Raw genomic sequence first — 26,276 nt, 5'->3', positions numbered from 1 at the left:
CCATGGACAATCTTGTCGATATCCTCTACATCCTGTCCTTCGCCCTCTTCATCTACGGCCTGATGGGGCTGACCGGCCCGAAGACCGCGGTCCGGGGCAACTGGATCGCCGCGGCCGGTATGGCGATCGCGGTGATCGCGACGCTCATCGCGGTGCGCGATACGAACAACTGGATCATCATCGTCGCCGGTCTCGTGGTCGGTGTGCTGCTCGGTGTGCCGCCCGCCCGCTACACGAAGATGACCGCGATGCCGCAGCTGGTGGCAGCGTTCAACGGTGTGGGCGGCGGTACGGTCGCGTTGATCGCGTGGGCCGAATTCATCGACACCACCGGGTTCTCCACCTTCCATCACGGTGAGGAACCGACGGTGCACATCATCGTCGGGTCGTTGTTCGCCGCGATCATCGGCTCGATCTCCTTCTGGGGTTCGCTCATCGCGTTCGGCAAACTGCAGGAGATCCTGCCCGGCAAACCCATCGGGCTCGGGAAACTGCAGCAGCCGGTGAACCTGCTGTTGCTGATAGCCGCCATCGCCGCCGCCGTGGTCATCGGCCTCGGCGCGTCCGACGGCGGGGTCACGCAGTGGTGGATGATCGGGCTGCTGGTGGCCGCCGGTGTGCTCGGCCTGATGGTGGTGCTGCCGATCGGCGGCGCCGATATGCCGGTGGTGATCTCGCTGCTCAACGCCCTCACCGGGCTCTCGGCCGCGGCCGCCGGTCTCGCGCTGAACAACACCGCCATGATCGTGGCGGGCATGATCGTCGGCGCGTCCGGCACCATCCTCACCAACCTGATGGCCAAGGCCATGAACCGGTCCATCCCGGCCATCGTCGCCGGTGGATTCGGTGGTGGCGGCGCTGTCGCCGGGGCCGGCGGCGGCGAACAGAAACAGGCCAAGGCGACCTCCGCTGCCGACGCCGCGATCCAGATGGCGTATGCCAACCAGGTGATCGTGGTGCCCGGCTACGGTATGGCCGTCGCCCAGGCCCAGCACGCCGTGAAGGAAATGGCCGGGCTGCTGGAAGCCAAGGGGGTGGAGGTCAAATACGCCATCCACCCGGTCGCCGGCCGGATGCCCGGGCATATGAATGTGCTGCTGGCCGAGGCCGAGGTGTCCTATGACGCCATGAAGGAAATGGACGATATCAACGGCGAATTCGGCCGCACCGATGTCGCCCTGGTGATCGGCGCCAACGATGTCACCAACCCGGCCGCCCGCGAGGATTCGTCCAGCCCGATCTACGGGATGCCGGTCCTCAACGTCGACCAGGCGAAATCGGTGATCGTGCTGAAGCGCTCGATGAACAGCGGTTTCGCCGGTATCGACAACCCGCTCTTCTACGCCGACCACACAGCCATGCTGTTCGGTGACGCGAAGAAGTCGGTGGGTGCGGTCACCGAGGAACTCAAAGCGCTGTAACCACGCGGTTCACTGTTCGGCCCCGGTGCGGGGTTCGGTGCGATACCGAATCCCGCACCGGGGCCGCTGTGCTGTTGCCGTCGGCACATGGCGGACGTCCGGTGGAGCCTGCGAAATGACCGCGGTGCCGGCCGGCTACCGGATCCGGCATCCCAAGGCATACCGGAAGCTGAGCGGCATCATCCAGGAGGCCACGGGCCGGGATATCGGCACGGCCGATGGTCGAACTGGCCCTGCGTTCCTAAAACCGCTGGACGCCGCCGCGCCGACAGGCAGATCATTGTCGGCGATGCCCGAACGTAATGAATCCCTTCGCCTGATCGAGTTCGATCCCGCCGCCGCCGATCCCGCCGATGCACTGCCGTGGTCGGCCGTTCTCGACTCCTACTCCACACCGCGCGACCTGATGGACATGCTGACCCTCAGCTTCTTCGGGCGCGGTGTGCAACCGTGCTACCGCAAGAAGCAGCTGGGCCGGGTACGGCCGGACGCGCTACTGCGTCCGCCGGGCGCGGAGATCTCCCGGTCGGTCGTCGAATCCGATTCGCAGTCGATTCTCGTACTCGGCGACGGCTGGACCCTGCGCAGCGATCGGTGGTCCGATCGATCCGCGACGCTGGAAGTGGTCGCGACCAGTGACGAGCTGGCCGAACGTATCCTCACCGAGTCGATCCTCGATGCCGAGGAACCGGCGCCCACCGATGCGACCTCGGTGAAAATGGGCTTCTGGCATCAGGGCGACCGCGGGGCGACCCGCCGCGCCCTCACCGTCACCACCCCCGAGTGGCCGGAGATCCGCGGTAACTACAGTGCGCCCGTGGCGGGCGCGCTGGACCGCCTGATGGCCATGCGCCCGGAAGATATCCGAGGCCGGTTGCTCCTGCTGCACGGCCCACCGGGCACCGGCAAAACAACGGCCCTGCGCTCACTGGCTCGCTCGTGGTCGCAGTGGTGTCAGGCCGATTGCGTACTCGACCCGGAGATGCTGTTCGCCAAACCCGGCTACCTGATGCGCGCGGCGATGGGCGCCGAAGGCGAGGACGACGAATCCGACCGCTGGCGCCTGCTGATCCTCGAGGATTGCGACGAACTGATCCACGCCGAGGCCAAATCCTCCTCGGGACAAGGCCTTTCCCGGCTGCTGAACCTCACCGACGGGATGCTGGGCCAGGGTCGCGACGTGCTGATAGCGATCAGCACCAACGAGGATCTGTCTCGCCTGCACCCCGCCGTGACCCGGCCCGGCCGGTGCATGGCGCAGGTGGAAATCGGCAAACTCACGCCGGCCGAGGCCCGGTGCTGGCTGGGCGATACCCCCGCCGATATCCCGGCCGGGGGCGCCACCCTCGCCGAACTCGTCGCCCTCCGCGACCGCGCCGAGAGTATCGCCGTGCACACCGAGTACACCGACGGCGGAATGTATCTGTAGTTGGTCCGAGGCCGCAGCCCGTGCGGTGCGCGAGAGGGTCCGTCGTGCGCGTGGCCTCCCTTGAAGGGACGGCACAGGGGTCCGCCTTGCACCGAGGCGTAACCGAGCTCGAGTGGTGCGGGCAGCCGTTTCAGCGCTGCCCGGACGGTATGGCGGCCGTCGCGAGCGCGGCGAGCGCGACGATCGCCGCGGAGGCGGCAAACGCGGCGGTATATCCGGATGCGGCCGGCAGACCGGTGCGCCCGGCGGACGCGGCGACGACGACCACGGCGAGCTGGGCGCCGACGGCCCCGCCGATGGTGCGCAGGACCGTATTGATACCGGTCGCCACACCGGTCCGGTCCGCGCGTACGGCGCCGACCACAAGGTTGCCGAGCGAGGCGAACGCGAATCCGTATGCGGTCCCGAGGACCGCGCCGGCGGTGTAGAAATGCCACGGTTGCTGGTGAAAGACACCGAGTGCGGCGAGCGCGGCGCAGGCGAGCAGCGCTCCGAGAAGAAATGTGGTGCGACCTGAGGTCCGGGCGGAAATCCGCGCGGTCAGCGGTGCGGATATCAGCATGCATGCCGCCATCGGGACCATGAAAAGCCCGGTTTCCCCTGCGGTGGCGCCGAATCCGTAACCGGCGCGCGGCGGGGTCTGGACGAACTGCGGGATCAGCGTGACGGCGGCGAACATGCCCACACTGATCACCACGGTGGCGATATTGGTGGCGGCAAGTGCCCGGCTGCCGATCAGTCGCAGATCGAGCAGCGGCTCCGTGGAAGCCAGCTCAGCCGAGACGAAGCAGATCCCGAAAACTCCCGCGGCCATGAGCAGCCCGAGGGTCGGCACCGAGGCCCATCCCCAGGATCGGCCCTGGCTGATGGCCAGCAGCAGCGCGACGAGCGCTCCGGAGAGCAGTATCGCGCCGCCCAGGTCGAGCGTCTCGGCTGCCGGGCGTTTCGCGTGATCACGCGGCTGCGCGACGGTGCCGACGAGTGCGAGCACCGCGATCACCGAGGTCAGCCAGAACAGCGAAGAAGTACCGAACGCGTCCGCCAGCGGCCCGGCGACCACCATGCCCAGGGCGCCGCCGACCCCGAACATCGAACTCAGGGCGGCCACTACACCACTGAGCCGCCCGGGCGGCACGGCGAGTCGCGCCAGACCGAAAGCGGCCGGGAAGGCGCCCCCCGAAAAGCCTTGCAGGACACGCCCTGCGACGACTCCTGCGAACCAGTCGCACCGATCGGCGATGCCCGCGACCACGCTCCCCACGACAAGGCACGCCAGGCAAGCCGTCAGTACGACCCGGTACCCGTAGCCGTCGCCGAGGCGTCCGGCGATCGGCGTCGCGATTCCCGCCGCCAGCATGAATACGGTCAGTAACCACGTCGCGTCCGCCGCCGGAACGCCGAGTTCGCGAGCGAACACCGGCAGGGCCGACACCACGATGGTCTGAGCCATCGCCACACCGAGCGAGGCGAGCAGTAGTACAGGTGTGACGAGCCTGCCGCCGCCCGTGGCTGTTACGACATCCGGGTCGGTGGGAGCGGTGGGGGCGCCGCCTCGTTTGCTGTTCGCCCGCCCCCGTAGCGAGCGCGCGACGAATAGTGCGCCACTTGTCTGCGCGGCGAGCAGCCACATCGGTCCTTCTCCTGCTTTTCGGTGCGCAACCGGGCGCTCGCCCGGGATCGGCGCGTGGGTGGTCGGTCATGGTCCAGCAGCTGCTGAGGGCACCCTAACAGATTTGTGTCCATTGGTCACTAAGTATGCGAACTATGCTTCCGGCAATGGCAGCAGGAGGCGTGAAACGGACCGGGCGCCCGGCGCGGTTGAGTCGCGATCTGATCGTGTCCGCGGCGCTGCAGGGCGATCTCGGCACGCTCACCATGCGTGAGCTGGCGACCCGTCTGAACGTGTCGCACTCCGCGCTGTACCGCTGGGTCGCCGACCGCGACGAGCTTTTCGACCTCATCAGCGAGGTGATGGTCGAGCGCATCCTGCCGGCCGAACCGCCTACCCCCGAAACCTGGCGGGAGTGGCTGGCGCGCCTGGGCTGGGCGATGCACGACGAGTTTCTCGCGGTACCCGGCTATGCCCTCCACGTCGCCCGGCCGCATCGGCACAATCCGGAGTCCTTCGGCCGATTACGCCACCAGGTCATCGAGGCGTTCCGCCTCGCCGGGGCGTCACCCGATATGGCGGCGCAGAGCTGGTACATATTCGGCATCGGGGTCACCCAGTGGTTGGGAGTTCAGCAGTCGGCCCATGATCTCGGCCCCGATGCGCCGCGGTTCGATCTCTTTCTCGATGCGCTGTTACGTGGCCTGCCCGCACAAGCGCCGGGCGGAGCGGCCGGAGGGCTGCAATAAAGCACCGGGCCCGGTTCTTGCCGGAGGTGGGTGGACGGCTGTCCGGCCGTATCCGCCCGGACGAGCGCGTAGCCCACGGGCCGGCGGCGGATTAGGGTTGTCCGGGTGGATGCATTGGCGGCGCTGCTCGAGGGCCCGCGGGCGCGCGGGGCCTTCGTATTGCGTTCGACCCTGAGCCCGCCGTGGTCGCTGCGGATCCAGGACGATTCCCCGTTGACGTTGGTGGCGGTGATCCGGGGGTGGGCGTGGGTGCTCACCGCCGAGGGCGAGCAGCGCCGGATGGCGGCCGGTGATGTCGCGGTGTTCCGGGGCCCGCAGCCCTATACCGTGGCCGACGATCCCGCGACCGCACCGCAGATCCTGATCAACCCGGGTCAGGTCACCACGACCCTGGACGGCGACGTGCTCTGCGAGACGATGAGTCTCGGTGTGCGGCAATGGGGTAACGACCCCGATGGCGAAACGGTGCTGGTCACCGGTTCCTATGAATATGCCGGCGCGGTGAGCCGGCGGTTGCTGCGGGCCCTGCCGCCGATGCTGGTGGTGCCGCGGGATCGTTCCGACGACCGGTTGCTGGATCTGATGACGGACGAAACCGTCAAGGACCTGCCCGCGCAGGGAGTCGTGCTGGATCGCTTGCTGGACCTGCTGCTCATCGCGACCCTGCGCACCTGGTTCTCCGGCGCCGAAGCCCCGCCCTGGTACCACGCCTACGGCGACCCGCTGGTCGGCAAGGCGTTGCGACTCCTTCAGCACAACCCCGCGCACCCCTGGACCGTCACCGACCTGGCCCGGGAGGCCGGTGCCTCGCGGGCCGCGCTGGCCCGCCGGTTCACCGAACTGGTCGGCGAACCGCCCATGGCCTTTCTCACCGAATGGCGCCTGGACCTGGCCGCGGATCTACTCCAGGGCACCGAGCACACGGTGGAGGCCATCGCCCGCCAGGTCGGGTACGGGAGTGCGTTCGCGTTGAGCACCGCGTTCAAACGGCACTTCGGCGTGAGCCCGCGCGAACACCGGACCAGCGGCTCGGCCGCGGTCTCCTCGGCCGGTTGATCCATGCGCCGGCAAACCACGGAGGGGCCGGCCGGGTCGTCTCCGCGGCACTGCCGATCGACCGACCCGGTATCGTCGCCCGGGTGACGACGCAGTATCCGGTGCTCTGGCCGGTGCCCACCCGCTGGGCCGATAACGACCACTACGGGCACGTGAACAACGTGACCTACTACGCGTACTTCGATACCGCGGTCAACGCGTGGCTCATGGACGCGACCGGCACCGATATTCGTGAGCTCCCCGCGATCGGCATCGTCGCGGAAACCTCCTGCCGCTTCCACGCCTCACTCAGCTTCCCCGACAAGCTCCGGGTGGGCCTGCGCATCGCCCGGCTGGGCCGCTCCAGCATCACCTACGACCTGGCGATCTTCCGGGAGATGGGGGAGGACCTGGAACTGGCCGCGACGGGCAGTTTCGTGCACGTGTATGTGGACGAGACCTCCCGGAAACCGGTCGAGATCCCCGAGGTCATCCGAACTGCCGCACAGACGCTGGTCACCGACGCCACCGAGCGGTAGCGGCTCCGATCCGGTGAATGCCCGGCTCGGTGCCGGATTCGCCGGCGGCGCCTACCAGGCCGGTTCGGATTCGCGGAGCCGGGTTTGCGCGGACTCGAGCCAGGCGGTGAAACGGCCGGTGAGGTCGTCACGGGTGGTGGGGCGGACGGTGACGTGGTTGCCGCGGGTTTCGGTGTAGCGGCCGTCGGCGGTGACGTCGAACCAGCGGACCGTGCGGAACGGGCCGGGGCGGTGGTAGATGGGGCCGAGGTAGAGGCGGGCGATACCGTAGCCGTCGCCGCGGCGGCCGAGTAAGCGCTCGTACTGTTCGCGGGGGCTGCGGCCGGCGGTTGTCCGGGCGTTGCCGTCGCGGTCCGATTCGAGGTCGTGCGGGTGGAAGGTTGCGGCCGCTTCGCGGCCCGGCCGGCAGTCCGGGATGTTGCGGACCAGCTGCGCGGGCAGGGAATCCGGGGCCAGCAGGTGGAGGGTGATATCGCCGTATTCGTCGGCGCGGCCGCCCTGGAAGGCGATCACCGAGCGCTGGTGATCGGCGGTGGCGAGGATCCGGTATTCCTTGATGTCCTCGGGGCCGGTGCTGGCGCGGTGTTTGTTCGTGCAGCCGAGGATTTCGATCCGCAGCCGGGAATTCGACAGGATGTGCAGGGCGAAGGCGATCGCTTCCCGGTCGTCGCGGTCGTAACCGGCGCGGACCTGCTCGCGGAAGCGGGCGAAATCGTCCTCGTGGCGGAAACGGCTCAAATATTTCAGCGGCGGGGGAAAGCGATCGTTGGCGTCGCTGTACCACAGTGCGGCGAAGGTTTCCGGGTCCATCGTCCACGTGGCCATCAGCGGCTGTCCTCCGGTTCCGGATTCGTGCCGATCAACCCGCCCGGCAGCGTTCTCGGCAACTCCCCGAGAAGTTCCTCGGTGTTCTCCATGGTCACCAGGTAGTCCGGGGTTTTGCGTTCGGCGTCCTGCTCCTGCTGGCCACCGCGCCCGGCGGCACCCATGGGCATCCCGGCCATACCACGCGGACTTCCGGCGGCGGTGGCCGAGGACGCGGTGGCCGCGACCGCGGGTGCCGCACCACCGGGTGTGCCGGGGACGGTGCGGCCGGGGCCCGGAGTGTCCGGCGTTCCCGGGCCGGGCGTGCCTGCCGGAGAACCCGGTGAACCCGGGCCGGGCACGCCGGCGGGGGTGGTGGCAGCCGGGGTGGTCGATGCGGGGGTGCCGGTATCGACCGGTTCGGTGCCGGTGGGCGATTGTGCCTGTTCGGGACTCGAGGGAGATTCCTGTTCGGTGCCGTTCTCGGTGCCGGGATCCTCGGATGTCTGTTCTTCGGTACCCGGTTCTTCGGTATCGGTCGCGCCGGGGCCACTCGGGTCTCCGGTTCCGTTGTCGGCGTTCGAATTCTGCTGAACGCCCGGTCCCACCGGCTTCCCCGAGGTCGGTTCGTCGATATCGAGGGGCGTAGTCGGATCGACCGGGTTGGTCAGCACCGGGATCTTGGGGTCCAGCTCCGCGACGAACGGCTTGACGTATTTGGTCTCCATGATCGCCTGGGCGTCTTCCTGCCGCTGCTCGATCATGGGATCGCGGTTGGTGCCCACGATCGGCCACGAATCAGGATGCAGAGGATGTTTTTCCTCGAGCGGCTCCGGCAGTTCGTGTTTGGTGGCTTCGATCGCGGCAGCGGCGGCGCCGACCCGATTGGCGAGATCGAGCAATTCGAGTTCGAACGTGGCGGCATGCTCGACGTAGCGGCGAATCGAATCGAGGAAAGCGGTGGCGGCCTCGCCCTCCCATGCCGCGGCCACCGACCGTTTGATACTGGTGGAGAACACCTGCAACCCCGCACCCCAATCCCAGGACAACTGCCGGTAGCTCTCGGACAGTTTCTGGGCTTCGGCCGGCAGAGTCGTCTGGAATGCGGCGTAAATATCTTTGTGGACCAGGCTGCGCGGACGTTCACCGCCTCCGGTGATACGCGGTGGTTCGTAATCGGTCACGGTGCTTCCCCCCGAACGGTCGTGCTGGTCGAGCTGTGGTTACAGGTAGGCGGTGACGCCGGGCTGGCGCGGTTTACCCTCGATCGGTGCAGGAGCGCCGAGGCTGCCCTCGTACTGACGGACGGCGTCGGCGAAGGCGGTATCGGCCTGCATATAGCGGTCCAAGATGATCTTGTGGACGGTTTGGATGTCCTCGATGATCTTGTAGTTCTCCTCGAGGATCGAGTACACGTCGTTCTTGTCGGGAGCGTTCTTACCCTTCTCGCGAAAGCGGGCGACCAGTGTTTGTGCCGAGGTGAGCAGGGGGTTATCGGCGCCCAATCCCCAGTTTTTCGGCTCGGTGTCACCGATGGCCTCGGCCTTCCGTCGCATAGCGTCGATCAGATCGAGAAAGCGTATGCAATCCCGGTCGATGTTCACGAACTCTTCCGGCTTCAGCGTCACGCTCATACGGCCCTCTTGGGCTTCGGTTATCAGGTTCTTCAGTGGGCGTTCGCCGGAATTGTCGTCGGTCATCTGTTCCCCATGTGACGGTCGGACTGCTGAAATTTCTCGCCGGGACCGTGAGGTCAAGCGCTGGGCGGCAATGTCGGGACGACCTGCTCGGCAACCTCCCGCGCTGCCTGGCACGGGTCCAGCTGTTGCGAAGCTTGTGACGACGAGGATTTCACGACGTGAAATTCGAGGCTGCCGCCGGCTATTTCGACGTTGAGAGTGCACACATCATCAGGGTGTTCATCACTCTTGCGCATGGAGAGGGCGTTTCGTCCGCCCAGGGCGAACTCCTGGAGATCTGTTGTCCATGTTTTCCGCGCGTAGTCCAGTGTCACGTTGGTAACGGTGACACCGACGGCGAATTCCCTACTGCGGACCCACTCGCATCCGCGCCATTTCAGTCCGCCGGGGCCATCGAGGTCGGCGGTGTTGGGGTTTGTGGCGGCCCGCAACTCCAGGCGGTCGAGGATGTCCTGTGTGACCGCCTCGCAAGGGTTGTATCCGGCCGGCGCCTCGGGTTCGAGGCCGAGTGGCGTCAGCGTGCTGGTAGGTGCGGCTGCGGGTGTGGTCTCGCCGGGCCCACCAGGCGACGAATTACATCCCGTGGCCGGCAACGCGGCCACTGCCAGCACCGCCGCGAACTTCATCCCCATGCACAGCCGCATGCACGCCCCCTGGATCCGGTGGTTCAACTATCGGGCACGGTAGCAGAACAGGACCACTCGTGCGCGAGCCGCCCAACGTAGGGTAGGGGCCTTCGAGCTGTGCGGTTTCGGTGTTGCGGTAATTCGACTACCGATGTCCGCACGACGAGCAGTTAGGCGGTTGCGATTGCGGTCCTGGCTGGGGTGCAGCTCGTTCCGGCTGCCTGGACACTGCACGTCGGCTCAGTTGTCAGTGCGGCCGTACTCCCCAGTGCGGGTATCTGCGGTGAATGCATTCCATTCGACGGGGGTGAAGACAAGGGCCGGACCGGATGGGTTCTTCGAATCGCGGACGCCGACCATGCCTCCATCGAGGTAGGCTACCTCGACGCAAGCCCCCTGGGTTTCGCTGTAGCTGCTCTTGAACCAGCCGGTGCCGGATAGCTTATCGATCAAGGTCGTACTCCCTAGCTCTCCGCCGAAGCAAGTTTCGAGTGTTCGTTTCGTCCAGCGCTGTGCGCCGGATATCGTCGGCCAGCTCATGGTAACGCTCGACGATCTGCTGATTCTCGATGTACAGATCGCTGCTCATCGCGCCGTCGAGGTAGACGACGGGTGGCTCCACAGGGTTGCCCCGCCTGTCGGTGCCGAAGTCGAGAACAACGAACCCGCTGGGCAGCGTTCCCCAGGTGCACCCCGCGTTGAATGGCTGGACCCGCAGACTTACGTTCGGCAACTTGCTGATTTCCGCCAGGTGACGCATCTGTGCGGCCATGATCCGGGGAGACTCGATGACTCGGTGCAGAGCAGACTCATGGAGCAGGACTTCGAGGTGCAGAGGGCTGTATTTGCGAGTCACCATCACCTGGCGCGCTTTTCGAGCCGCTACGAGCTGCTCGACTTCCGCGGGGTTTCCGGTGCGGAGGAGATACGCGCTGATCAGGTTGCGGGCGTAGTCGGGAGTCTGGAGCAGGCCGGGAACCAGCTCCTGGAACGTAACGATCCGGCGGGCCGACCGTTCCATGCTCGCGTACAAGTTGAAGGCGTCACTGAACATGCCGCCCAGCGTGACCACACCTTCGTCGTCTGCACTGGCCGCTTTGGTAGCGAGGCCTACAGCCTTATCGGTTTCATCCGGACTGACCTCGTAGATCGTGCAGAGTTCCCGCACAGCCTGTGTGCGCGGGGTTCTGGCGTGCCCGGACTCCAGTCTCTGCAGGCCGGTTGCGCTGAGCTGCGCCTCGGCGGCGGCGATCGCGATGGTCATGCCGGTGGCTTCGCGGCATTCGCGGAGGAAGCGGCCGAGCTGGCGGCGAAGCAGGGTCGGGGATTCAGTCATGTGACGCTCCTGAAATGTGGATGCGGAGGTGCCCGTTCGTGAATCCGGCCGGGCGGGAGATCTGAACGCTTTTCTATCGCACCCGCGAACCTGATCGTGGAGCTTTGCGCGGGTTCGAATATGTGCTCACGCTGGGCTTTCCATGTTATCGCCACCGATGCTGTGCTGTCCGCGCTCCCGGTGGAGTGGCCCGCTCCGCTGGTCCACCGCGGGGCGGTATCGAGCTTCCGCTGTGCAATCGCAATAGGAGAACTGATGGACGCACTCGCCGAGCGTGAACCGTGCCGGTCCGCAATGCCGGTTCAACTTCCCGCCGATACCTCTCGGGCCGCTTCCGCTGAGAACTTCCACTGCCCGGGTCCGGCGCGATGAGCCTGCGCATTGTGCTCGGAATGCTGCGTGAGGAGCAGCCCGCGCACTGGCTGCAATACCGCGACGGGTCGTGGGCGCCGGTGTGGAGCGACGGGCGCGTCGGTGAATGTATCGGTGTTCCGGAGCTGCTCGGCGCCTCCCTCGAGGAGTTGGCGGTACTGGTGGAGGCGGGCCTGGTGGGTGCAATGGTCGAGACTGCCGCGCGTGCCCGCGGGAACGAATCCGAGCGGCCGATGGATTCGGATCGGCCTTCGCCCACAATGGTTTCCGGCCGGGATTTTCCCGAACCCGGAGCGGCCGATCCGGTTACCTGATCCGTGTCGGTGCCCGGTCGTACTCTCGGCAATATGAGCATCGTTTCGGACTACGAACAGCTGATCGCCGATCAGACTCGCGTGCTGGGCGCCGATCATGCCGACACCCTGACGAGTCTGCGCCGGCTGACCGAGTTCCGTTTCGACTGCCGCGATTTCGCCGGGGCGTCCGCCGGTTACGAACAACTGCACGCCGCGCGGGTGCGCATACTCGGCGCCGATCACGAGGACACGCTGCTCATGCTCGCGAACCTGGCCACGACGCGCGCCATGATGGGTGACTACAGCGCGGCCGTAACCGATTACCGGCAGGTGTACGAGCGACGCGCCCGCGTGCTCGGCCCCGACGCCCCGGACACCCTGCGAACGCTGAGCATGCTGGCCGACGTCCGGGGGTCGGCGGGAGACCACGAAGGCGCCACCGCCGATTTCCAGCAGTTGCTCGAGGCGCGCAACCGCGTGCTCGGCCCGGAGCACGAGGACACTCTGCGAACCCGCGGCGACCTGATCTATCAGCGCAGCCTGCTGATCACCGCCCAGCAGGAGGTATCGGACCGAGGAGCCGCCAGTTGACATTTCGGAAGGCCGGAGGCTGATTACGATTGATATCCAGCCGCGATCTCCCGGTTGCCGCCGTCTCCTTGGACAGGCGCCGTTACCCCAGCGTGAGACGTGCGATCGCTGTACGGGTTGTCGTCGGGGTGACGAGCTAACTCCCGGGGTTTTCGAGGGTGGCTTGGAAGCGGCGCATGCCGCGGATCCAGCGGTCGTAGTCGGAGCCCTTGTTGCGGTACATCTGCAGGACTTCCGGGTGGGGAAGGATGAGGAAATCGCCGGCCGCGACTCCGGCGAGGACCGTGTCGGCGACCTCCTCGGGGCTCAGGACGGTGCCGGCGGATTTCACCGCGTTGATGGCGAGGCGGCCCGCTTCGGCGTTGTTCTCGGGGATCATTCCCTCGCGCAGGAGGGCCGTGTCGACGCCCATGGGGCATACGCAGCTGACGCCGATTCCTTTGTCGCCGTAGGTGATCGACAGCCATTCCGCGAAACCCACGGCCGCGTGCTTGGACACCGAGTAGGGGGCGGAGCCGAGCTGGGTGAGCAGGCCCGCGGCCGAGGCGGTGCTGACGAAGTAGCCGGCGCCTCGGGCGAGCCAGCCGGGGACCAGGAGCCGGGCTGCGCGGATATGGGCGAGGGTGTTGACCTCCAGGGCGGCCGACCATTGGGCGTCGGTGCTGTCGAGGCCGGCACCGCCGCCGATACCGGCGTTGGCGAAATAGAAGTCGACCGGGCCGAAGGACGATTCCGCGGTGGCGATGAGCTGTTCGATCACGCCGGCGTCGGCGGCATCGCCACCCGCGGAGACTGCGGCCGGGCCGATATCTGCGGCGACCTTCGCGGCGGTGGCGGGGTCGAGATCGGCCACGACAACCTTCGCGCCGTGATCGGCGAGGCGGTGCGCGAGCGCCGCGCCGATACCCGCACCGCCGCCGGTGACGATGGCGGTCCGGCCGGCGAAGGTTTCCGTTACTGAGGTCTCCATATCGGCACCCTATCCCTCATTGCGACACAAACCTATAGGTGTCGCTTAATGGGAGTTCTTCGGCAGGTCGGGACGGGTGGTGGTCATACCGGACCGGTCGTCCGGTTGCGGGAACCTCCGGGCGGTGACAACTGCCCGTATCGGCGTCGGGCGATGCGGGCCGGGCGTCGCACGTCAGTCGGGTTCGGCCAGGCGTTCCAGCAGGGGCGCCGTGCGGGGGCCCACCAGTTCCTGCATCACCAGGGCCATATTCGTGCGCACCACGCCGGGGACCTTCAGGATCTGGCCGGTGATCCGGTAGAGGTCGTCGGCGTCGCGGGCGACCACCCGGACGGTGAGATCGGTGGGCCCGGTCATCCCGCAGACCTCGGTGACCTCCGGTATTTCGGCGAGTTCGGCGACCACCGCATCGAGTTGGTGTTGATCCACCACGACCGCCACGAACGCGGAGAGCCGGTAGCCGAGCGCGCGCGGCCGGACCCGGAGTTCGAAGCTGCCCAGTACGCCGGCAGCCTCCCAGCGGGCCAGCCGAGCCTGCACGGTGTTGCGGGAGAGCCCGAGCCGGGCGGCCAGTTCCACACCGGTGGCGCGGGGGTTGGCGGTCAGTTCGAGCAGGAGTCGCGCGTCCGTGGCGTCCAGTATCGGGCCGGCGGTTTCCTGACTGGTCATATAGCGCAGTATGACAGTCTTCGCCGCCTCGAACTTGTGCATCTTGCTCAGTTGCCGGATCGAGACTTGCGCAGCCCGCATAAGCGTGGATGCTTTGTGTTATAGGCCACATCAGCGCGTGACCCGCGTGAGGAGGCGAGGCGATGCCCGGCACAACCGAGTATCCGGTGCAACTCATCCAGCCCGACGGCGCCCGGGTGCACAACCCGGAACACCAGGCACTGGTCGCCGATATCGGCCCGGATGAACTGTGGCAACTCTACGAGGATCTGGTGGTGAGCCGCCGGATCGATACCGAGGCCACCGCTCTCGCCCGGCAGGGGCAACTCGGCCTGTGGGCGCCGATGCAGGGGCAGGAAGCCGCGCAGGTGGGTTCGGCGCACGCCCTGAAAGCCGACGACTACGTGTTCTGTAGTTACCGCGAAACGGCGGTCGCGTACTGCCGCGGTGTGGACCCGGGCGCGGTGACCGCGATGTGGCGCGGGGTCGCGCATTCGTCGTGGGATCCGGCGCAGGTCAATATGACCAACCCGGCGATCGTGGTGGGCGCGCAGGGCCTGCACGCCACCGGTTACGCCTACGCCGCCCATCTCGACGGCGCCGAAATCGCCACCGTCGCCTATTTCGGTGACGGCGCCACCAGCCAAGGCGATATCGCCGAGGCCCTGACCTTCGCCTCCACCTGGAGCGCCCCTGTGGTGTTCTTCTGCCAGAACAACCACTGGGCGATCAGTGAACCGGTGGATTTGCAGAGCGCGACCCCGATCGCGCAGCGGGCGGTCGGGCACGGCATTCCGGCGAGCCGGGTGGACGGTAACGATGTGCTGGCGGTCTTGGCGGTGACCCGCCGGGCGGCGGCTCGCGCGCGGGGCGGCGGCGGGCCGTCGTTCATCGAGGCGATCACCTACCGGATGGGCCCGCACACCACTGCCGACGACCCCACCCGGTACCGCACCGCCGCGGAAACCGAGGAATGGGCCCGCCGCGACCCGATCCTGCGGATGCGCCGCCTGCTGGAACGCGAAGGCCTGTTCGGCGGGGCGGCGCAGCGGCGGGTCGACGAGCGCGCCGACGAGGTGGCGCATCGGATTCGTTCGGCGACGCTGGCCATGCCCGACCCCGAACCGCTGGAACTGTTCGAGCACGTCTACGCGACCCCGCATCCGTTCGTCGAGGCCCAGCGCCGTGACTACGCCGAATACCTGGCCGCCGACAGCGTCGCGCCCAGCGAGGAAGGAGTCCGCTCATGATCACCACATTCGCCGCGGCGCTCAATGCCGGGCTGCGTACCGCCCTCGAGGATGATCCCAAGGTGGTGCTGATGGGCGAGGATATCGGCCGGCTCGGCGGTGTGTTCCGGGTGACCGACACCCTGCAGAAGGATTTCGGCGATCGGCGGGTGATCGATACGCCGCTGGCCGAATCCGGGATCGTGGGCACTGCGTTCGGGATGGCGTTGCGCGGGTACCGGCCGGTGTGTGAAATCCAATTCGACGGATTCGTCTACCCGGCGTTCGACCAGATCGTTTCGCAGGTGGCCAAGATCCATTACCGCACCCGGGGCACGGTGCGCGCCCCGATCACCATCCGTATCCCGTTCGGCGGCGGAATCGGTTCGGTGGAGCATCATTCCGAATCGCCCGAAGCGTATTTCGCACATACTGCGGGGCTGCGAGTGGTAGCGCCGAGCAACCCGGCCGACGCCTACACGATGATCCGCCAGGCGATCGCGCTGGACGATCCGGTGATCTTCTTCGAACCCAAACGCCGCTATTGGGACAAGGCAGAACTCGACCCGGCGGCCCCGGATGCCCTGCCGCTGGACCGGGCCCGGGTGTGCACGACAGGGACCGATGCCACCCTCGTCGCCTACGGAGGCACGGTGGCCACCGCCCTGGCGGCCGCGAAAATCGGTGCCGAGGAAGGTATTTCACTGGAAGTGATCGATCTGCGCAGTCTGGCGCCGCTGGATATCGACACCATCGCGGAATCCGTGGCGAAAACGGGCCGGCTGGTGGTGGTGCACGAGGCACCGGTGACCGGCGGGATCGGCGCGGAAATCGCCGCCCGCATCACCGAACGCTGTTTCTATCAGCTGGAAGCCCCGGTGCTGCGGGTCGGTGGATTCGATATTCCCTATCCTCCGGCTAAGCTCGAGAAGCATCACCTGCCCGACCCGGACCGCATTCTGGCGGCGGTCGACCGAACGCTCGCCGCCTGAGTGCTCACGCCGCCCTGACGCCAGCCGGAGGTGCCCACCGTGGACGATGCCCCAACCACCGAATCCGGGGAGATCCTGGAATTCCGGCTGCCCGACCTCGGTGAGGGGCTCACCGACGCGGAACTGCAGAACTGGACGGTCGCCGTGGGCGACGAGGTGGCACTGAACCAGACGATCGCGGAGGTGGAAACGGCGAAGGCGGTGGTCGCGCTGCCGTCGCCGTTCGCCGGAACCGTGGTGGAACTGCTGGCCGAACCCGGCGCGACGGTCGAGGTGGGCGCGCCGCTGCTGCGGATCCGCACCACCGCACCGGCCTCCGGTGGCCGGACCTCGGTGCTGGTGGGCTACGGGCCGGACACGCAGGACCAGCCGTCCAGACGGCGGCGCCGGGCGAGTGGGACTGTTCCCCGGGAGCCGCGGGACGGCGGAATCTCCTACCAGGACGGTGTTATCGGCGCACAGGGCGCCGAGTCGAACGCAGCCGAGGCGGCTGCCGGTGGGCATCCGGACGATGGTGTGCGGGCAGACCAGGCCGGTGCCGGCTCGGTGGCAGCGCCCGATGATTCGCAGCGAAGCCGGACCGGGGACGGGTATGCCGAGAAGCCGGCAGCTGTGCGGGGAGGCGAAGCGGGCCGCCGGCTCGTGGAAGCCGCCGGTACGGAGAGGGCTGCCGACGGATATCGGGCAGGGCGGGCCGGTGAAGCGGGCCGCCGTACGGGGGAAACGGCCGGCGCGTCGAGCGCGGATAAGGCGACCGACAGGTATATGGCCGGGTCGGCAGACGCGGGGACGGGTGAGGTAGGTCGTGGGGGAGGCGCGGCGGCGCCCGGCGCCCGGCGCGCGGCGGACGGTGCCACGGGGCTCGGTGGAGGACGGGTCGCGGCGACTCCGGGCGCCCGGAAGTTGGCTCGGGAGCTGGGGATCGACCTCTGGTACGTCGCCGGTTCCGGTCCGGGCGGGGCGGTGACGGTTTCCGATGTGCGCGGGGCCGTACCGGTTTCCGAGCCCGACTACCGCGACCGTGCCGACGCGGAAGCCGCGGCGGCCGAACAGCCTGCCCGGGGAGCCGATCGGGAGGAGCGCACCCCGATCTCCGGGGTACGGAAACGAACCGCCGCGGCCATGGTGGCCAGTGCCCGCACGATTCCGCAGGCGTCCGCGGCGAGCACCGTCGATATCACCGCGTCGCTGGAACTGCTGGAACATCTGCGCGCCACCAAGGCCTTCGAAGGGCTGACCCCCACACCGCTGGCGCTGGTCGCCAAGGCCGTCCTGGCCGCACTCGCCGAATACCCTGGTATCAACACCTTCTGGGACGAAGCGAATTCGGAGATCGTCACCCGGTACTACGTCAACCTGGGTATCGCGGTCGCCACCGACCGCGGACTGCTGGTGCCCAATATCAAGGACGCGCAGACACTGAGCCTGCGCGAACTGTGCCGGGAGATCGGCTGGCTGGCCCAGACCGCCCGCGACGGCCGGGCCGGACTGCCCGATCTGCGGGGCGGTACGTTCACCATCTCCAACGTCGGTGTCTTCGGCGTCGATTCGGGGATTCCGCTGGTGAACCCGGGTGAGGCGGCGATTCTCTGCGTGGGAGCGGTCGATCGGCGACCGTGGGTGTTCCGCGGCGAACTCGCCGTCCGCTCGGTGGTCACCCTGACCCTGAGTTTCGACCACCGCATGATCGACGGGGAACTCGCGGCCCGTTTCCTGGCCGCCGTCGCCGGCGCCCTGGAGGACCCGCTGACACTGCTCGCCCGGATCTGACCGCCCGCCGAATTTCCGTGTCGGCGTGGACGCCGCGCACACGACCCGCGTACGGTGGCGAAATCTGTTCCAGACTCTTGGACGAGGAGCTGCGTTGAACGCGGTACTGATCTCGGCTGAAGAACTCCGGGAATCAACCGAAAAGAATCTGCGCCTGCTGGATGTCCGCTGGCAACTCGGCGACCCCGAGGGCCCGCAGCACTACCAGAACGGCCATATCCCGGGTGCGGTGTTCGTCGACCTGGATACCGAACTCGCCGCGCTACCCACCCCGGCGCACGGCCGCCATCCCCTACCCGAAGTAGAGCAACTGCAGAAATGCGCGCGCAGCTGGGGGATCTGCGCGGGCGATCCGGTGGTGGTCTACGACGCGCTCGGTGGAATGTCGGCGGCGCGGGCCTGGTGGCTGCTGCGCTGGGCCGGGATCACCGAGGTGCGCATTCTCGACGGCGGGCTACCCGCCTGGCTGCGCAGCGGCGGCGAACTGGCCACCGGTGTGGAACCGGACCCCGAACCCGGCGATATCGAACTCGAACCCGGCCGGCTGCCGGTGATCGACGCCGACGCGGCCGCCCGCTGGAAAGGGGTGCTGCTGGATGCCCGGGCCGCCGAACGGTACCGCGGCGAACACGAACCGGTGGATCCCCGCGCCGGTCATATTCCCGGCGCGATCAGCGCCCCGACCAGTGAGAACCTCGGCGAGGACGGTTGTTTCCTGCCCGCCGAACTACTGCGCAGGCGCTACGGCGACCTGGACGGCGAACCGGTCGCGGTGTACTGCGGGTCCGGAGTCACCGCCGCGCATGCCATCGCGGCCCTCGCGGTGGTCGGGGTGGAGGCGGCCCTGTATCCGGGGTCGTGGTCACAGTGGGCACATGATCGGAAACGCCCCGTCGCCACCGGAGCCTGAACGCACGGCGTCGGGAGTGTCCCGATCCTGGGGTGCGGGGAGCGCCCCGACCCTGTGCCGCGGCGGTCGAGCCCTCGGTGCTCGGTGGTTACTCGACGAGACGGCGCCGATGGTGACGAGTGCGCCGGGCAGGCGACGGCGCGCGATCCCCTAGATTCGGTGCGCGCAGCGTCAGCAATGGCTGATCACATGGCGCCGTACCGCGCACCGGCCCTGGGTCCATCGTGCCGATCGGGGCCGGGACCATCCTGGGCCGGCGGCCTGGCATACAGTGTGGGCGGGTCTCCAGGGGTGGGTCGGGCCGGTTCAACCACAGCGCGCGGCGATCGCCCGGAGCACCCCGTGGTCAGCGGCGGTGACCGGTAACTGGTAGCGCAGCGCCACGGTGAGGTATCGGCCCGCGTAATAGCAGTGGCCGGGCCGCGACGGTGGTAACCAGTGGGCGGGTGTGCTGTCGCTTTTGGCGGTATTCGTCGCGCGGTCGGTGACCTGCAGGTTGTACTCGATATCGTTGGCGAAGCGAATGCGCTGGGTGGGGGTCCACACGGCGGCGCCCATATCCCAGGCGGCGGCCAGCGGATAGATATGGTCCACCGGCATCTGCTGCGCGGTGCGCCGGTCGAAAACGATCCGGGCGCCGGTGTACGGATCGGCGAGCGCGCCCGACTGCACCACACAGTTGCGGGTGCCGGGCCGATAGGCGACCTCGGTGAGCTGCCGGGCCAGCACGTTGTTGCGGGTATCGCAGCCGTCGTGCCCGCCCGGGCCGTCGTGATCGTCGGACCAGGCCGGGCCGAAAACGCAGCCCTGCCCGGACCCGCAGTCACGTTCGTACCCACCGGCGTGCGGCCGGTGCGGGACCACGCGCACCGCGGCGAGCAATTGTTCGAGCTGCGCCCGCCCGGGACTACCCGGCGCGGGCCGATGGCCGCCGGCGATACCCGCGCAGCCGGTGAGCGCACCGAGCAGCAGACAGGCGAGCAGGAATACCGGAACCGTGTGAATCTTCCCCCGTGTCCTCACGGATACCGGTATACCGGACCGCACCGACAGCTACCGCCGGCCGCGGCTCACAGCCAGGCGCGGGCCAGCAACTCGTCGTTGTCCACCCCGCTGCTTCGCGTTGGGAAACGGGTCGCGACCAGCGATTCGATATGCACGCCGTCGTGGCCGATCACCCAGGAACCGCCGTTGTCCCCGCATTCGGCGATCTTCGCGAACGTCGTGAGGAGGAAGGTGATGGCCTCCTCGGGGCGTTCGGTGCGGGCCAGGCGCTGGGATTCGCCCGGCCGGGACAGGTCCAGCCAGACGCCGCACTGGCCGTCCAATCGCATACCGACGATCTTGCCGGCATCCACGAAGGTGAATTTGCGCTGTTCCCAGGGTGTGGTCGGCGTATAGCTCTGCTCGAGAACCTGGAGCAGAATGGTCATGCTGCTGCCCTCCGCTGTTCGATGACGCCGCTGTGTGCTGTGGGACCGCTGTTCCCGGGCCGGTGCGCGCCGCCCGCCGAAGGCGAGAGCCGGGGCAGGACGATTCGCCCGCCGCGGCCTCTCACCCGGCGGGCTCGGATCGCGGATAACAGCGGTGACCAGCGGATATTTCCCAGTATGTGCCGTCGGGGTGGATAAATCCAGAAAGTGCCCGGGCGTGCCGGGGCGGCGGGAGACCGGGTCCGCCGCGGGTCGGCGGGGGACCGATCGGGACGTGTCGGACCGGGCTGATTGGATGGGACGATGCTGCACGGACTGTGGTCACCCGGGTACGGGTTGCTGCTGTGGCGTGCCCCGGGGGCGGAAAGCGAGCAGGTCGGCGGCCTGCTCGGTTCAGTGCTCGCGGAATCGCGGTTCCGGCACCGGGCCGAGGTACTCGTCGTCGACGAGGCCGGGCCACGGCGGGAGGTCGTGCGGGCTCATGCGCTCGCACCCGCTGCCGCGGCGGCCGCGCTGCGACAACGGCTACCGGCCGCCGCCGTAGCGGGCGATCTGCGGTTCCTGGCGCATCTCGCGCTGGGGCTGGAGCGCTGGGTCCGGGCGGGGATGGTCGTGCCCGAATTGCGGCGCGAGGAGGGCCGGTGGTGGGCCCGCTGGCGGCCCGCCGGCGGCGCCGGTCAGCGCGCCTGGCTCGCCGAGCTCGCGGCCCTGGCGCCGCCGGCGCTGCGCGTCGCGGGTGAGCCGGCAGATGTGCTCGACGATATGGTCACCGAACTCACCGACCCGATGGCGCGGGAACTGATCGCCCCGGATGTCTCGGCACACCCGCTGGTACATGCGCTGTCCGCCGACGTTCCGGTGGATACGGGCAGCCATCAGGCGTCCGAGGTACTGCGGCAGTGGCGGGAGACCTGTTCGGCCGGCGAACCCGAACTGGTGCTGCGCTTGCGCGAACCCGACGGTGAATTCGCCGCGGTCCCCGGCGATTCCGCGTTGTGGCGGCTCGAGGTCTGCCTGCGGGAAGACGGTGTCGCGCCGCGGCCGATCCCGGTGCCGGGAATCGCGGACGAGGTACGCACGGGGCTGGAATGGCTGGGCCGGGCGCAACGCGCCTACCCCCGGCTGCGCGACGTACCCGGCGACCCGCACAGCCTGGACCTGCTGCTGCCCACCGAAGTGGTCGCCGACCTGGTCGCGCACGGGGCGCAGGCGCTCTCCGCCGCAGGGATTCCGCTGCTGCTGCCGCGGGCCTGGAACATCACCGAACCGAGCCTGCGGTTGCGGGTGAGCGGGGCGGCCGTCCCCGCCGCGCAGAGCACCGTCGGCCTGGACGGGCTGGTGTCCTACCGGTGGGAACTGGCCCTCGGCGATACCGTGCTCTCCGAGCCGGAGATGCGGCAGCTGATCACCGCGCAATCCGATCTGGTGCGGTTACGCGGTGAATGGGTGCAGGCCGATCACAGTGCTCTCGCCGCCGCCGCGAAATTCGTCGCCCTGCACACCGGCGACACCGAGATCACCCTCGCCGATCTGATCGGTGAGATCGCCGGTACCCGGGTCGGGCGGGTGCCGCTCACCGAGGTCACGGCCGAAGGCTGGCCGGCCGCGCTGTTCGACCCCGCCCGCGCGCAGGAACCGGTGGCGGCGCCGGCCCGGTTGAAGGCACAGCTGCGCCCCTATCAGGAACGCGGGCTGGCCTGGCTGGCGACGATGAACAGTCTCGACTGTGGGGCGATCCTCGCCGACGATATGGGTCTCGGGAAGACCATCCAGGTGCTCGCGCTGCTGCTGCACGAACGGGAACGCGAGACCGCGCCGCGGCCGACCGTGCTGGTGTGCCCGATGTCGGTGGTGGGCAACTGGCAGCGCGAGGCCGCCCGGTTCGCCCCCGACCTGCGGGTGCTGGTGCATCACGGGCCGGGCCGGGCCCAGGGGCGCGATCTGGACGTCGCGGTGGCCGGTGCCGATCTGGTGATCACCACCTACGCGCTGCTCGCCCGCGATATCGCCGATCTGTCGCGGCAGCAGTGGGAACGGGTGGTGCTCGACGAGGCCCAGCACATCAAGAACGCCGCCACCCGGCAGGCGCGGGCGGCCCGGGCGCTCCCGGCCCGGCACCGGCTGGCACTCACCGGCACCCCGGTGGAGAACCGGCTCGAGGAACTGCGCTCCCTGTTCGATTTCGCCGTTCCGAAGTTACTGGGCAGCCCACAGACCTTCCGCGCCCGTTTCGCCGTGCCGATCGAACGGGAGAACGACGAGAACGCCGTCACCAGGCTGCGTGCCGTCACCTCGCCGTTCCTGTTGCGCCGGGTGAAAACGGATCCGGCCGTGATCTCCGATCTGCCGGAGAAACTGGAGATGACGGTCCGGGCCAATCTCACCGTGGAACAGGCGGCGCTGTATCAGGCGGTGGTCGAGGATATGCTCGAAAAACTGCGTGACGCAAAGGGAATGGCGCGTAAGGGAGCCGTTCTCGGCGCGCTCACCCGGTTGAAGCAGGTGTGCAACCATCCCGCCCATTTCCTAGGGGATTCCTCGGCCGTACTGCGTCGCGGCGCGCACCGTTCGGGGAAGCTGGCACTGGTCGAGGATGTCCTCGACGCTGTCCTCGCGGAGGGTGAGAAGGCGCTGCTGTTCACCCAGTTCCGGGAGTTCGGTGAACTCGTCACGCCGTATCTCGCCGAACGGTTCGGCAGCCGGATCCCGTTCCTGCACGGCGGGGTCGCCAAGAAGCGGCGCGATGCGATGGTGGAGGCCTTCCAGCAGGACGACGGCCCGCCGCTGCTGCTGCTCTCGCTCAAAGCCGGCGGCACCGGCCTGAACCTGACCGCCGCGAACCATGTGGTGCACCTCGACCGCTGGTGGAATCCCGCGGTGGAGAACCAGGCCACCGATCGCGCCTTCCGGATCGGCCAGCAACGCACGGTGCAGGTGCGCAAACTGGTCTGCGTCGACACGATCGAGGAGCGAATCGACGAAATGATCACCGGGAAAAGGGAACTCGCCGATCTCGCGATCGGGGTGGGGGAGAACTGGATCACCGAACTCGGCAACGACGAGCTGGCCCGGCTGTTCACCCTCGGTGCCGAGGCGGTGGGTGAGTGATGGCCGATTTCGCGGAATACGGTAAGCGCCGCCCGGTATCGGGCGGCGCGGCGGCCCGCAATCGCCGCGGCGGGTTCACCCGGACGTTCTGGGGCAAGGCATTGCTCGACGTGATGGAACGGCTCGCCGACCCGGGCCGTCTCGCGCGTGGACGTACCTACGCGCGGGCCGGACAGGTGGTGAGCTACCGCATCGAACCCGGTGTGGTCACCGCCGAGGTACAGGGCAGCCAGCCGAGCCCGTTCACCACCACCTGCGAGATCCGCCGGCTGCGGCCGGAAGAGATCGAGCTGGTGGTCGAGGCGATCCGTGCCGCGCCGGGGATGCTCGCCCGGATCGTTTCCGGGGACCTGCCCCGCGAACTCGCCACGCATCTGGTGCCGGAAACGGCCGCCGATATCGACTTCGGATGTACCTGCCCCGATCCCGGCTGGCCGTGCAAACACGCGATCGCCGTGGTCTGCCTGCTGGCCGAACGTCTCGACGAACATCCCCGTGATCTGCTGGCCGTGCGCGGGCTGAGTATCGAACGGTTGATCGGCGGAGTCGAGACGGCCGCCCACGAGGTGGACGAAACCACCGACCCCTACGGCGAGGCGCTCGAACTCCCCGCCCTACCGGCGCCGCGCGGTGGGCCGGCGCTCGACGAATTGGACCCGGCGCTCCTGCGGCGCGCGCTGCGTATGCTCTGCGCCGACGAGAACACCGCGGCCGCTGGTAATCGCGCGCTGGTCACGATGTATGCGTCCCTGACCGGAAGGTAGAGGTTTCGGTCCGTAGCGCACCCCGCCGCCGCGCGCAGAGTTAGTCCAGCCGGTAGACCCGCTGGGCGTTTGCCCGGAAGATCTTGTCGAGCGGCACGGAGTCACCGAGGTGCTGGGTGAGGACCGTGGCAACCGCCTCGGCGCTGCCGGTGATCGAGGTGATCGGCCGGTCGACCGGGAAGTTCGATCCCCAGATGAGACGGTCGGGGCCGAACGTATCGGCGGCGTGCCGGAGCAGGGGCCCGATCCTGTCGACGAGTTCGCGAACCGGTGTCGGGGAGCCGTGCCGCGGGACCGAGTGCCCGAGGACGGGCATCATCAGGCCGCTGACTTTCGCCACTACCCGCGGGCATTCGGCCAGTTCGGCGATATCGGTGCGCCACCGTTCGAGGAGGCCGGCGCGGGCTTCGGCATCCCGGCCGGTGTGTTTACCGACCGGGCCGAAGATTCCGGCGGGCGTGCCCAGATGGTTCAGGATGATCGTGGCTTCCGGGTAGCGCTGGGCGAGCGCGGTGACCTCCGGGATCTGATGCGAGTACACCCACGCTTCGAAGGCCAGATCGCGTTCGGCCAACGCGGCGAAACCGTCCAGGAACTCCCGGCTCCGCAGCGTGTTCGGTCCGGGCGCGAAACTGCGTATCCCGGTGTCCGGGTGGTGCGCGACCATACTGCGGATCCCGCGCACCAGCGGCGAGGCCGACAGATGGGCCTCGAGGAGTTCGGGAAAACCCGGGTCGGACGGCGAGCCGCCGCCGCTGACCGCCGCCAGCGCGGGCGTGTCCACCCCGAAGGGCAGCGCGGTGACCCAGCGCGTTTCCTCGGATTTCGCCCCGGTCCACTCGACCTCGATATGCACCACCGATTCGACGGGTAGCCCGGCGGCGTCGGCCCGGTAGTCGGCAGGCAGGTACGGGCCCATATAGGCGGAGGGTTCGCCGACGAATTCGCGATCTCGGCGCGGCGCGAGCCGCACCGCCAGCCCGAGGGGCAGCGGCACGGCGCGCAGGAGTTTCGCGGTACCGCTGAATTCGCGCGGGTTGGTGAACGGATCCCACTGGTGGATATGCGCGTCGATGATCCGGATATCGCCGATGTCCATAGCGCTGGTGGCACCTTCCTGCGATCGTCGTCGGTTCGCCGAGCGTAGCGCGCGAGCGGCGGCGGTCCGTCCAATTCCGCCTTTGTCGCCGGTCGGCCGGGCTTGCGATGCGATGTGGTTGCTGACCGTAGCCTCCTCGGTGCCGGGTGCCGGGTGCCGGGTGCCGGGTGCCGGGTGCCGGGTGCCGGGTGCCGGGTGCCGGGTGCCGGGTGCCGGGTGCCCGACGGCGGCAGGACCGTTCATTTCCGCCCGGCCGGGGTGTGGGTGTGGGTGTGGGTGTGAAGACCGGGATGCCAGGTGCGGCTGCCGGGCGCGGGGTGCGGCTGCCCATGTGCAGAGTGCGGCTGCCGAGGTCCGGGGTGCCCAGTGCGGGGTGCGGCTGCCCAGGTGCCAGGTGCGGCTGCCAGGGTGCGGGGTGCCCAGTGCGGGGTGCGGCTGCCGGGCGTGGCTGTTGCCGGGAAGTGGGTTTGCGGTGAACCCGGAACGCAGGGGGCCTCGGCGGCATAATGGACTCTGTGGCCGAGAAGGATTCGTCGCAGCAGGCGTCGGGGGGCGAATCGCGGGCCGGTGAGTCCGGACCCGCTCGGCCGGTATCGCAGGCACCGCCCACGGACGGACCACCCCCGCCGGGCCGGAAATCCGCGTTTCGTGGCGGCCGGGGCATCCGGGGTGCCCGGTCCGGAGTAGCTGGGTCGGAAGAGTCGGCGGGCGGCGGGGGGAGGCCGGGAGGCGGAGGCCCGGGGGCGGCCGGCGGTGCGGCCGGCGGAACGGGGGGTGCACGGCCGAACCCGTATTTTTGTGGGGATTATCAGACAGGCCCCGGGA

At 68.4% G+C, this 26,276-nt stretch carries 25 protein-coding genes; 13 read left to right on the top strand and 12 right to left on the bottom strand.

Annotated elements, in window-relative coordinates; translation table 11 throughout:
- Positions 1-2 precede the first annotated feature (2 nt).
- Together QH276_RS03935 and QH276_RS03930 are read left to right on the top strand one after the other, a co-directional pair.
- On the top strand, positions 3-1,421 hold the full coding sequence (locus QH276_RS03935) for an NAD(P)(+) transhydrogenase (Re/Si-specific) subunit beta (RefSeq protein ID WP_280399209.1): 1,419 nt from the start codon (positions 3-5) through the stop codon (positions 1,419-1,421).
- 115 nt (positions 1,422-1,536) lie between these two features.
- Positions 1,537-2,850: a DUF5925 domain-containing protein gene (locus tag QH276_RS03930; protein ID WP_280399210.1), complete on the top strand. Its 1,314-nt coding sequence runs from the start codon at positions 1,537-1,539 to the stop codon at positions 2,848-2,850.
- Between the two features lie 130 nt (positions 2,851-2,980).
- On the opposite strand, the gene QH276_RS03925 is transcribed toward QH276_RS03930, so the two are convergent.
- Positions 2,981-4,480 carry an MFS transporter gene (locus QH276_RS03925; RefSeq protein ID WP_280399211.1) on the bottom strand — a complete coding sequence of 500 codons (1,500 nt, stop codon included), beginning with the start codon at positions 4,478-4,480 and terminating at the stop codon, positions 2,981-2,983.
- A gap of 146 nt (positions 4,481-4,626) precedes the next feature.
- Here QH276_RS03925 and QH276_RS03920 point away from each other — a divergent pair, with 146 nt between their 5' ends.
- The 3 genes from QH276_RS03920 to QH276_RS03910 all read left to right on the top strand — a co-directional run bounded on the left by QH276_RS03920 (position 4,627) and on the right by QH276_RS03910 (position 6,782).
- Complete coding sequence (locus QH276_RS03920; protein ID WP_280399212.1) at positions 4,627-5,208, top strand: TetR/AcrR family transcriptional regulator; 582 nt, start codon at positions 4,627-4,629, stop codon at positions 5,206-5,208.
- Positions 5,209-5,313: 105 nt separating this feature from the next.
- Positions 5,314-6,264 (top strand): AraC family transcriptional regulator, encoded by a 951-nt coding sequence (locus tag QH276_RS03915; protein ID WP_280399213.1) that lies wholly within the window; start codon positions 5,314-5,316, stop codon positions 6,262-6,264.
- 83 nt (positions 6,265-6,347) lie between these two features.
- Positions 6,348-6,782 (top strand): acyl-CoA thioesterase, encoded by a 435-nt coding sequence (locus tag QH276_RS03910; RefSeq protein WP_280399214.1) that lies wholly within the window; start codon positions 6,348-6,350, stop codon positions 6,780-6,782.
- Between the two features lie 51 nt (positions 6,783-6,833).
- Here the strand turns inward: QH276_RS03910 and QH276_RS03905 are convergent, their stop codons facing one another.
- From QH276_RS03905 to QH276_RS03880, 6 genes are all read right to left on the bottom strand, one after another.
- Complete coding sequence (locus tag QH276_RS03905; RefSeq protein WP_280399215.1) at positions 6,834-7,607, bottom strand: ESX secretion-associated protein EspG; 774 nt, start codon at positions 7,605-7,607, stop codon at positions 6,834-6,836.
- On the bottom strand, positions 7,607-8,770 hold the full coding sequence (locus tag QH276_RS03900) for a hypothetical protein (protein ID WP_280399216.1): 1,164 nt from the start codon (positions 8,768-8,770) through the stop codon (positions 7,607-7,609). The genes QH276_RS03905 and QH276_RS03900 overlap by 1 nt, the downstream gene beginning before the upstream one ends.
- 39 nt (positions 8,771-8,809) lie before the next feature.
- Entirely contained in the window at positions 8,810-9,286 is a 477-nt protein-coding gene (locus tag QH276_RS03895) for a hypothetical protein (RefSeq protein ID WP_280399217.1), read from the bottom strand.
- A 53-nt stretch (positions 9,287-9,339) separates the two neighbouring features.
- Positions 9,340-9,930 carry a DUF3558 domain-containing protein gene (locus QH276_RS03890; RefSeq protein ID WP_280399218.1) on the bottom strand — a complete coding sequence of 197 codons (591 nt, stop codon included), beginning with the start codon at positions 9,928-9,930 and terminating at the stop codon, positions 9,340-9,342.
- A 222-nt stretch (positions 9,931-10,152) separates the two neighbouring features.
- Positions 10,153-10,365 (bottom strand): DUF397 domain-containing protein, encoded by a 213-nt coding sequence (locus tag QH276_RS03885; protein ID WP_280399219.1) that lies wholly within the window; start codon positions 10,363-10,365, stop codon positions 10,153-10,155.
- Entirely contained in the window at positions 10,355-11,248 is an 894-nt protein-coding gene (locus QH276_RS03880; protein ID WP_280399220.1) for a helix-turn-helix domain-containing protein, read from the bottom strand. Before QH276_RS03880 ends, QH276_RS03885 begins: the two co-directional genes overlap by 11 nt.
- Positions 11,249-11,616: 368 nt before the next feature.
- Between QH276_RS03880 and QH276_RS03875 the strand changes: the two genes are divergently transcribed.
- Complete coding sequence (locus QH276_RS03875) at positions 11,617-11,934, top strand: hypothetical protein (RefSeq protein ID WP_280399221.1); 318 nt, start codon at positions 11,617-11,619, stop codon at positions 11,932-11,934.
- Between the two features lie 33 nt (positions 11,935-11,967).
- On the top strand, positions 11,968-12,507 hold the full coding sequence (locus QH276_RS03870; RefSeq protein WP_280399222.1) for a tetratricopeptide repeat protein: 540 nt from the start codon (positions 11,968-11,970) through the stop codon (positions 12,505-12,507).
- A 136-nt stretch (positions 12,508-12,643) separates the two neighbouring features.
- Here the strand turns inward: QH276_RS03870 and QH276_RS03865 are convergent, their stop codons facing one another.
- Entirely contained in the window at positions 12,644-13,477 is an 834-nt protein-coding gene (locus QH276_RS03865) for an SDR family oxidoreductase (protein ID WP_280399223.1), read from the bottom strand.
- A 174-nt stretch (positions 13,478-13,651) separates the two neighbouring features.
- Complete coding sequence (locus tag QH276_RS03860) at positions 13,652-14,146, bottom strand: Lrp/AsnC family transcriptional regulator (protein ID WP_280399235.1); 495 nt, start codon at positions 14,144-14,146, stop codon at positions 13,652-13,654.
- A 143-nt stretch (positions 14,147-14,289) separates the two neighbouring features.
- Between QH276_RS03860 and pdhA the strand changes: the two genes are divergently transcribed.
- The 4 genes from pdhA to QH276_RS03840 all read left to right on the top strand — a co-directional run bounded on the left by pdhA (position 14,290) and on the right by QH276_RS03840 (position 19,047).
- The gene (pdhA, locus tag QH276_RS03855; RefSeq protein WP_280399224.1) at positions 14,290-15,396 is read left to right on the top strand and encodes a pyruvate dehydrogenase (acetyl-transferring) E1 component subunit alpha; all 1,107 of its coding nucleotides are present in this window, start codon (positions 14,290-14,292) and stop codon (positions 15,394-15,396) included.
- Complete coding sequence (locus tag QH276_RS03850) at positions 15,393-16,367, top strand: alpha-ketoacid dehydrogenase subunit beta (protein ID WP_280399225.1); 975 nt, start codon at positions 15,393-15,395, stop codon at positions 16,365-16,367. The genes pdhA and QH276_RS03850 overlap by 4 nt, the downstream gene beginning before the upstream one ends.
- Before the next feature lie 39 nt (positions 16,368-16,406).
- Positions 16,407-18,137 (top strand): dihydrolipoamide acetyltransferase family protein, encoded by a 1,731-nt coding sequence (locus tag QH276_RS35475; protein ID WP_280399226.1) that lies wholly within the window; start codon positions 16,407-16,409, stop codon positions 18,135-18,137.
- A 94-nt stretch (positions 18,138-18,231) separates the two neighbouring features.
- Positions 18,232-19,047, top strand: a complete 816-nt coding sequence (locus QH276_RS03840; protein WP_280399227.1) for a sulfurtransferase — start codon at positions 18,232-18,234, stop codon at positions 19,045-19,047.
- A gap of 306 nt (positions 19,048-19,353) precedes the next feature.
- Here QH276_RS03840 and QH276_RS03835 read toward each other — a convergent pair whose 3' ends face one another.
- On the bottom strand, positions 19,354-20,070 hold the full coding sequence (locus QH276_RS03835) for an HNH endonuclease family protein (RefSeq protein WP_432278636.1): 717 nt from the start codon (positions 20,068-20,070) through the stop codon (positions 19,354-19,356).
- A gap of 47 nt (positions 20,071-20,117) precedes the next feature.
- Positions 20,118-20,480: a hypothetical protein gene (locus QH276_RS03830; RefSeq protein WP_280399228.1), complete on the bottom strand. Its 363-nt coding sequence runs from the start codon at positions 20,478-20,480 to the stop codon at positions 20,118-20,120.
- A gap of 303 nt (positions 20,481-20,783) precedes the next feature.
- On the opposite strand from QH276_RS03830, the gene QH276_RS03825 reads away from it, so the two are divergent.
- Both QH276_RS03825 and QH276_RS03820 read left to right on the top strand, forming a co-directional pair.
- Positions 20,784-23,588, top strand: a complete 2,805-nt coding sequence (locus QH276_RS03825; RefSeq protein ID WP_280399229.1) for a DEAD/DEAH box helicase — start codon at positions 20,784-20,786, stop codon at positions 23,586-23,588.
- Positions 23,588-24,352 carry an SWIM zinc finger family protein gene (locus QH276_RS03820; protein ID WP_280399230.1) on the top strand — a complete coding sequence of 255 codons (765 nt, stop codon included), beginning with the start codon at positions 23,588-23,590 and terminating at the stop codon, positions 24,350-24,352. The genes QH276_RS03825 and QH276_RS03820 overlap by 1 nt, the downstream gene beginning before the upstream one ends.
- Positions 24,353-24,392: 40 nt before the next feature.
- On the opposite strand, the gene QH276_RS03815 is transcribed toward QH276_RS03820, so the two are convergent.
- A complete protein-coding gene (locus tag QH276_RS03815) occupies positions 24,393-25,451 on the bottom strand; it encodes an amidohydrolase family protein (RefSeq protein WP_280399231.1) in 1,059 nt (352 codons plus the stop codon).
- Positions 25,452-26,276: the final 825 nt, after the last annotated feature.

Origin of the sequence: Nocardia carnea (genome assembly GCF_029869215.1) — a bacterium.
Taxonomy (GTDB): Bacteria; Actinomycetota; Actinomycetes; order Mycobacteriales; family Mycobacteriaceae; genus Nocardia; species Nocardia carnea_B.
The sequence above is the reverse complement of the archived record's forward strand: the minus strand, read 5'-3'. Positions and strand labels throughout refer to the sequence as shown.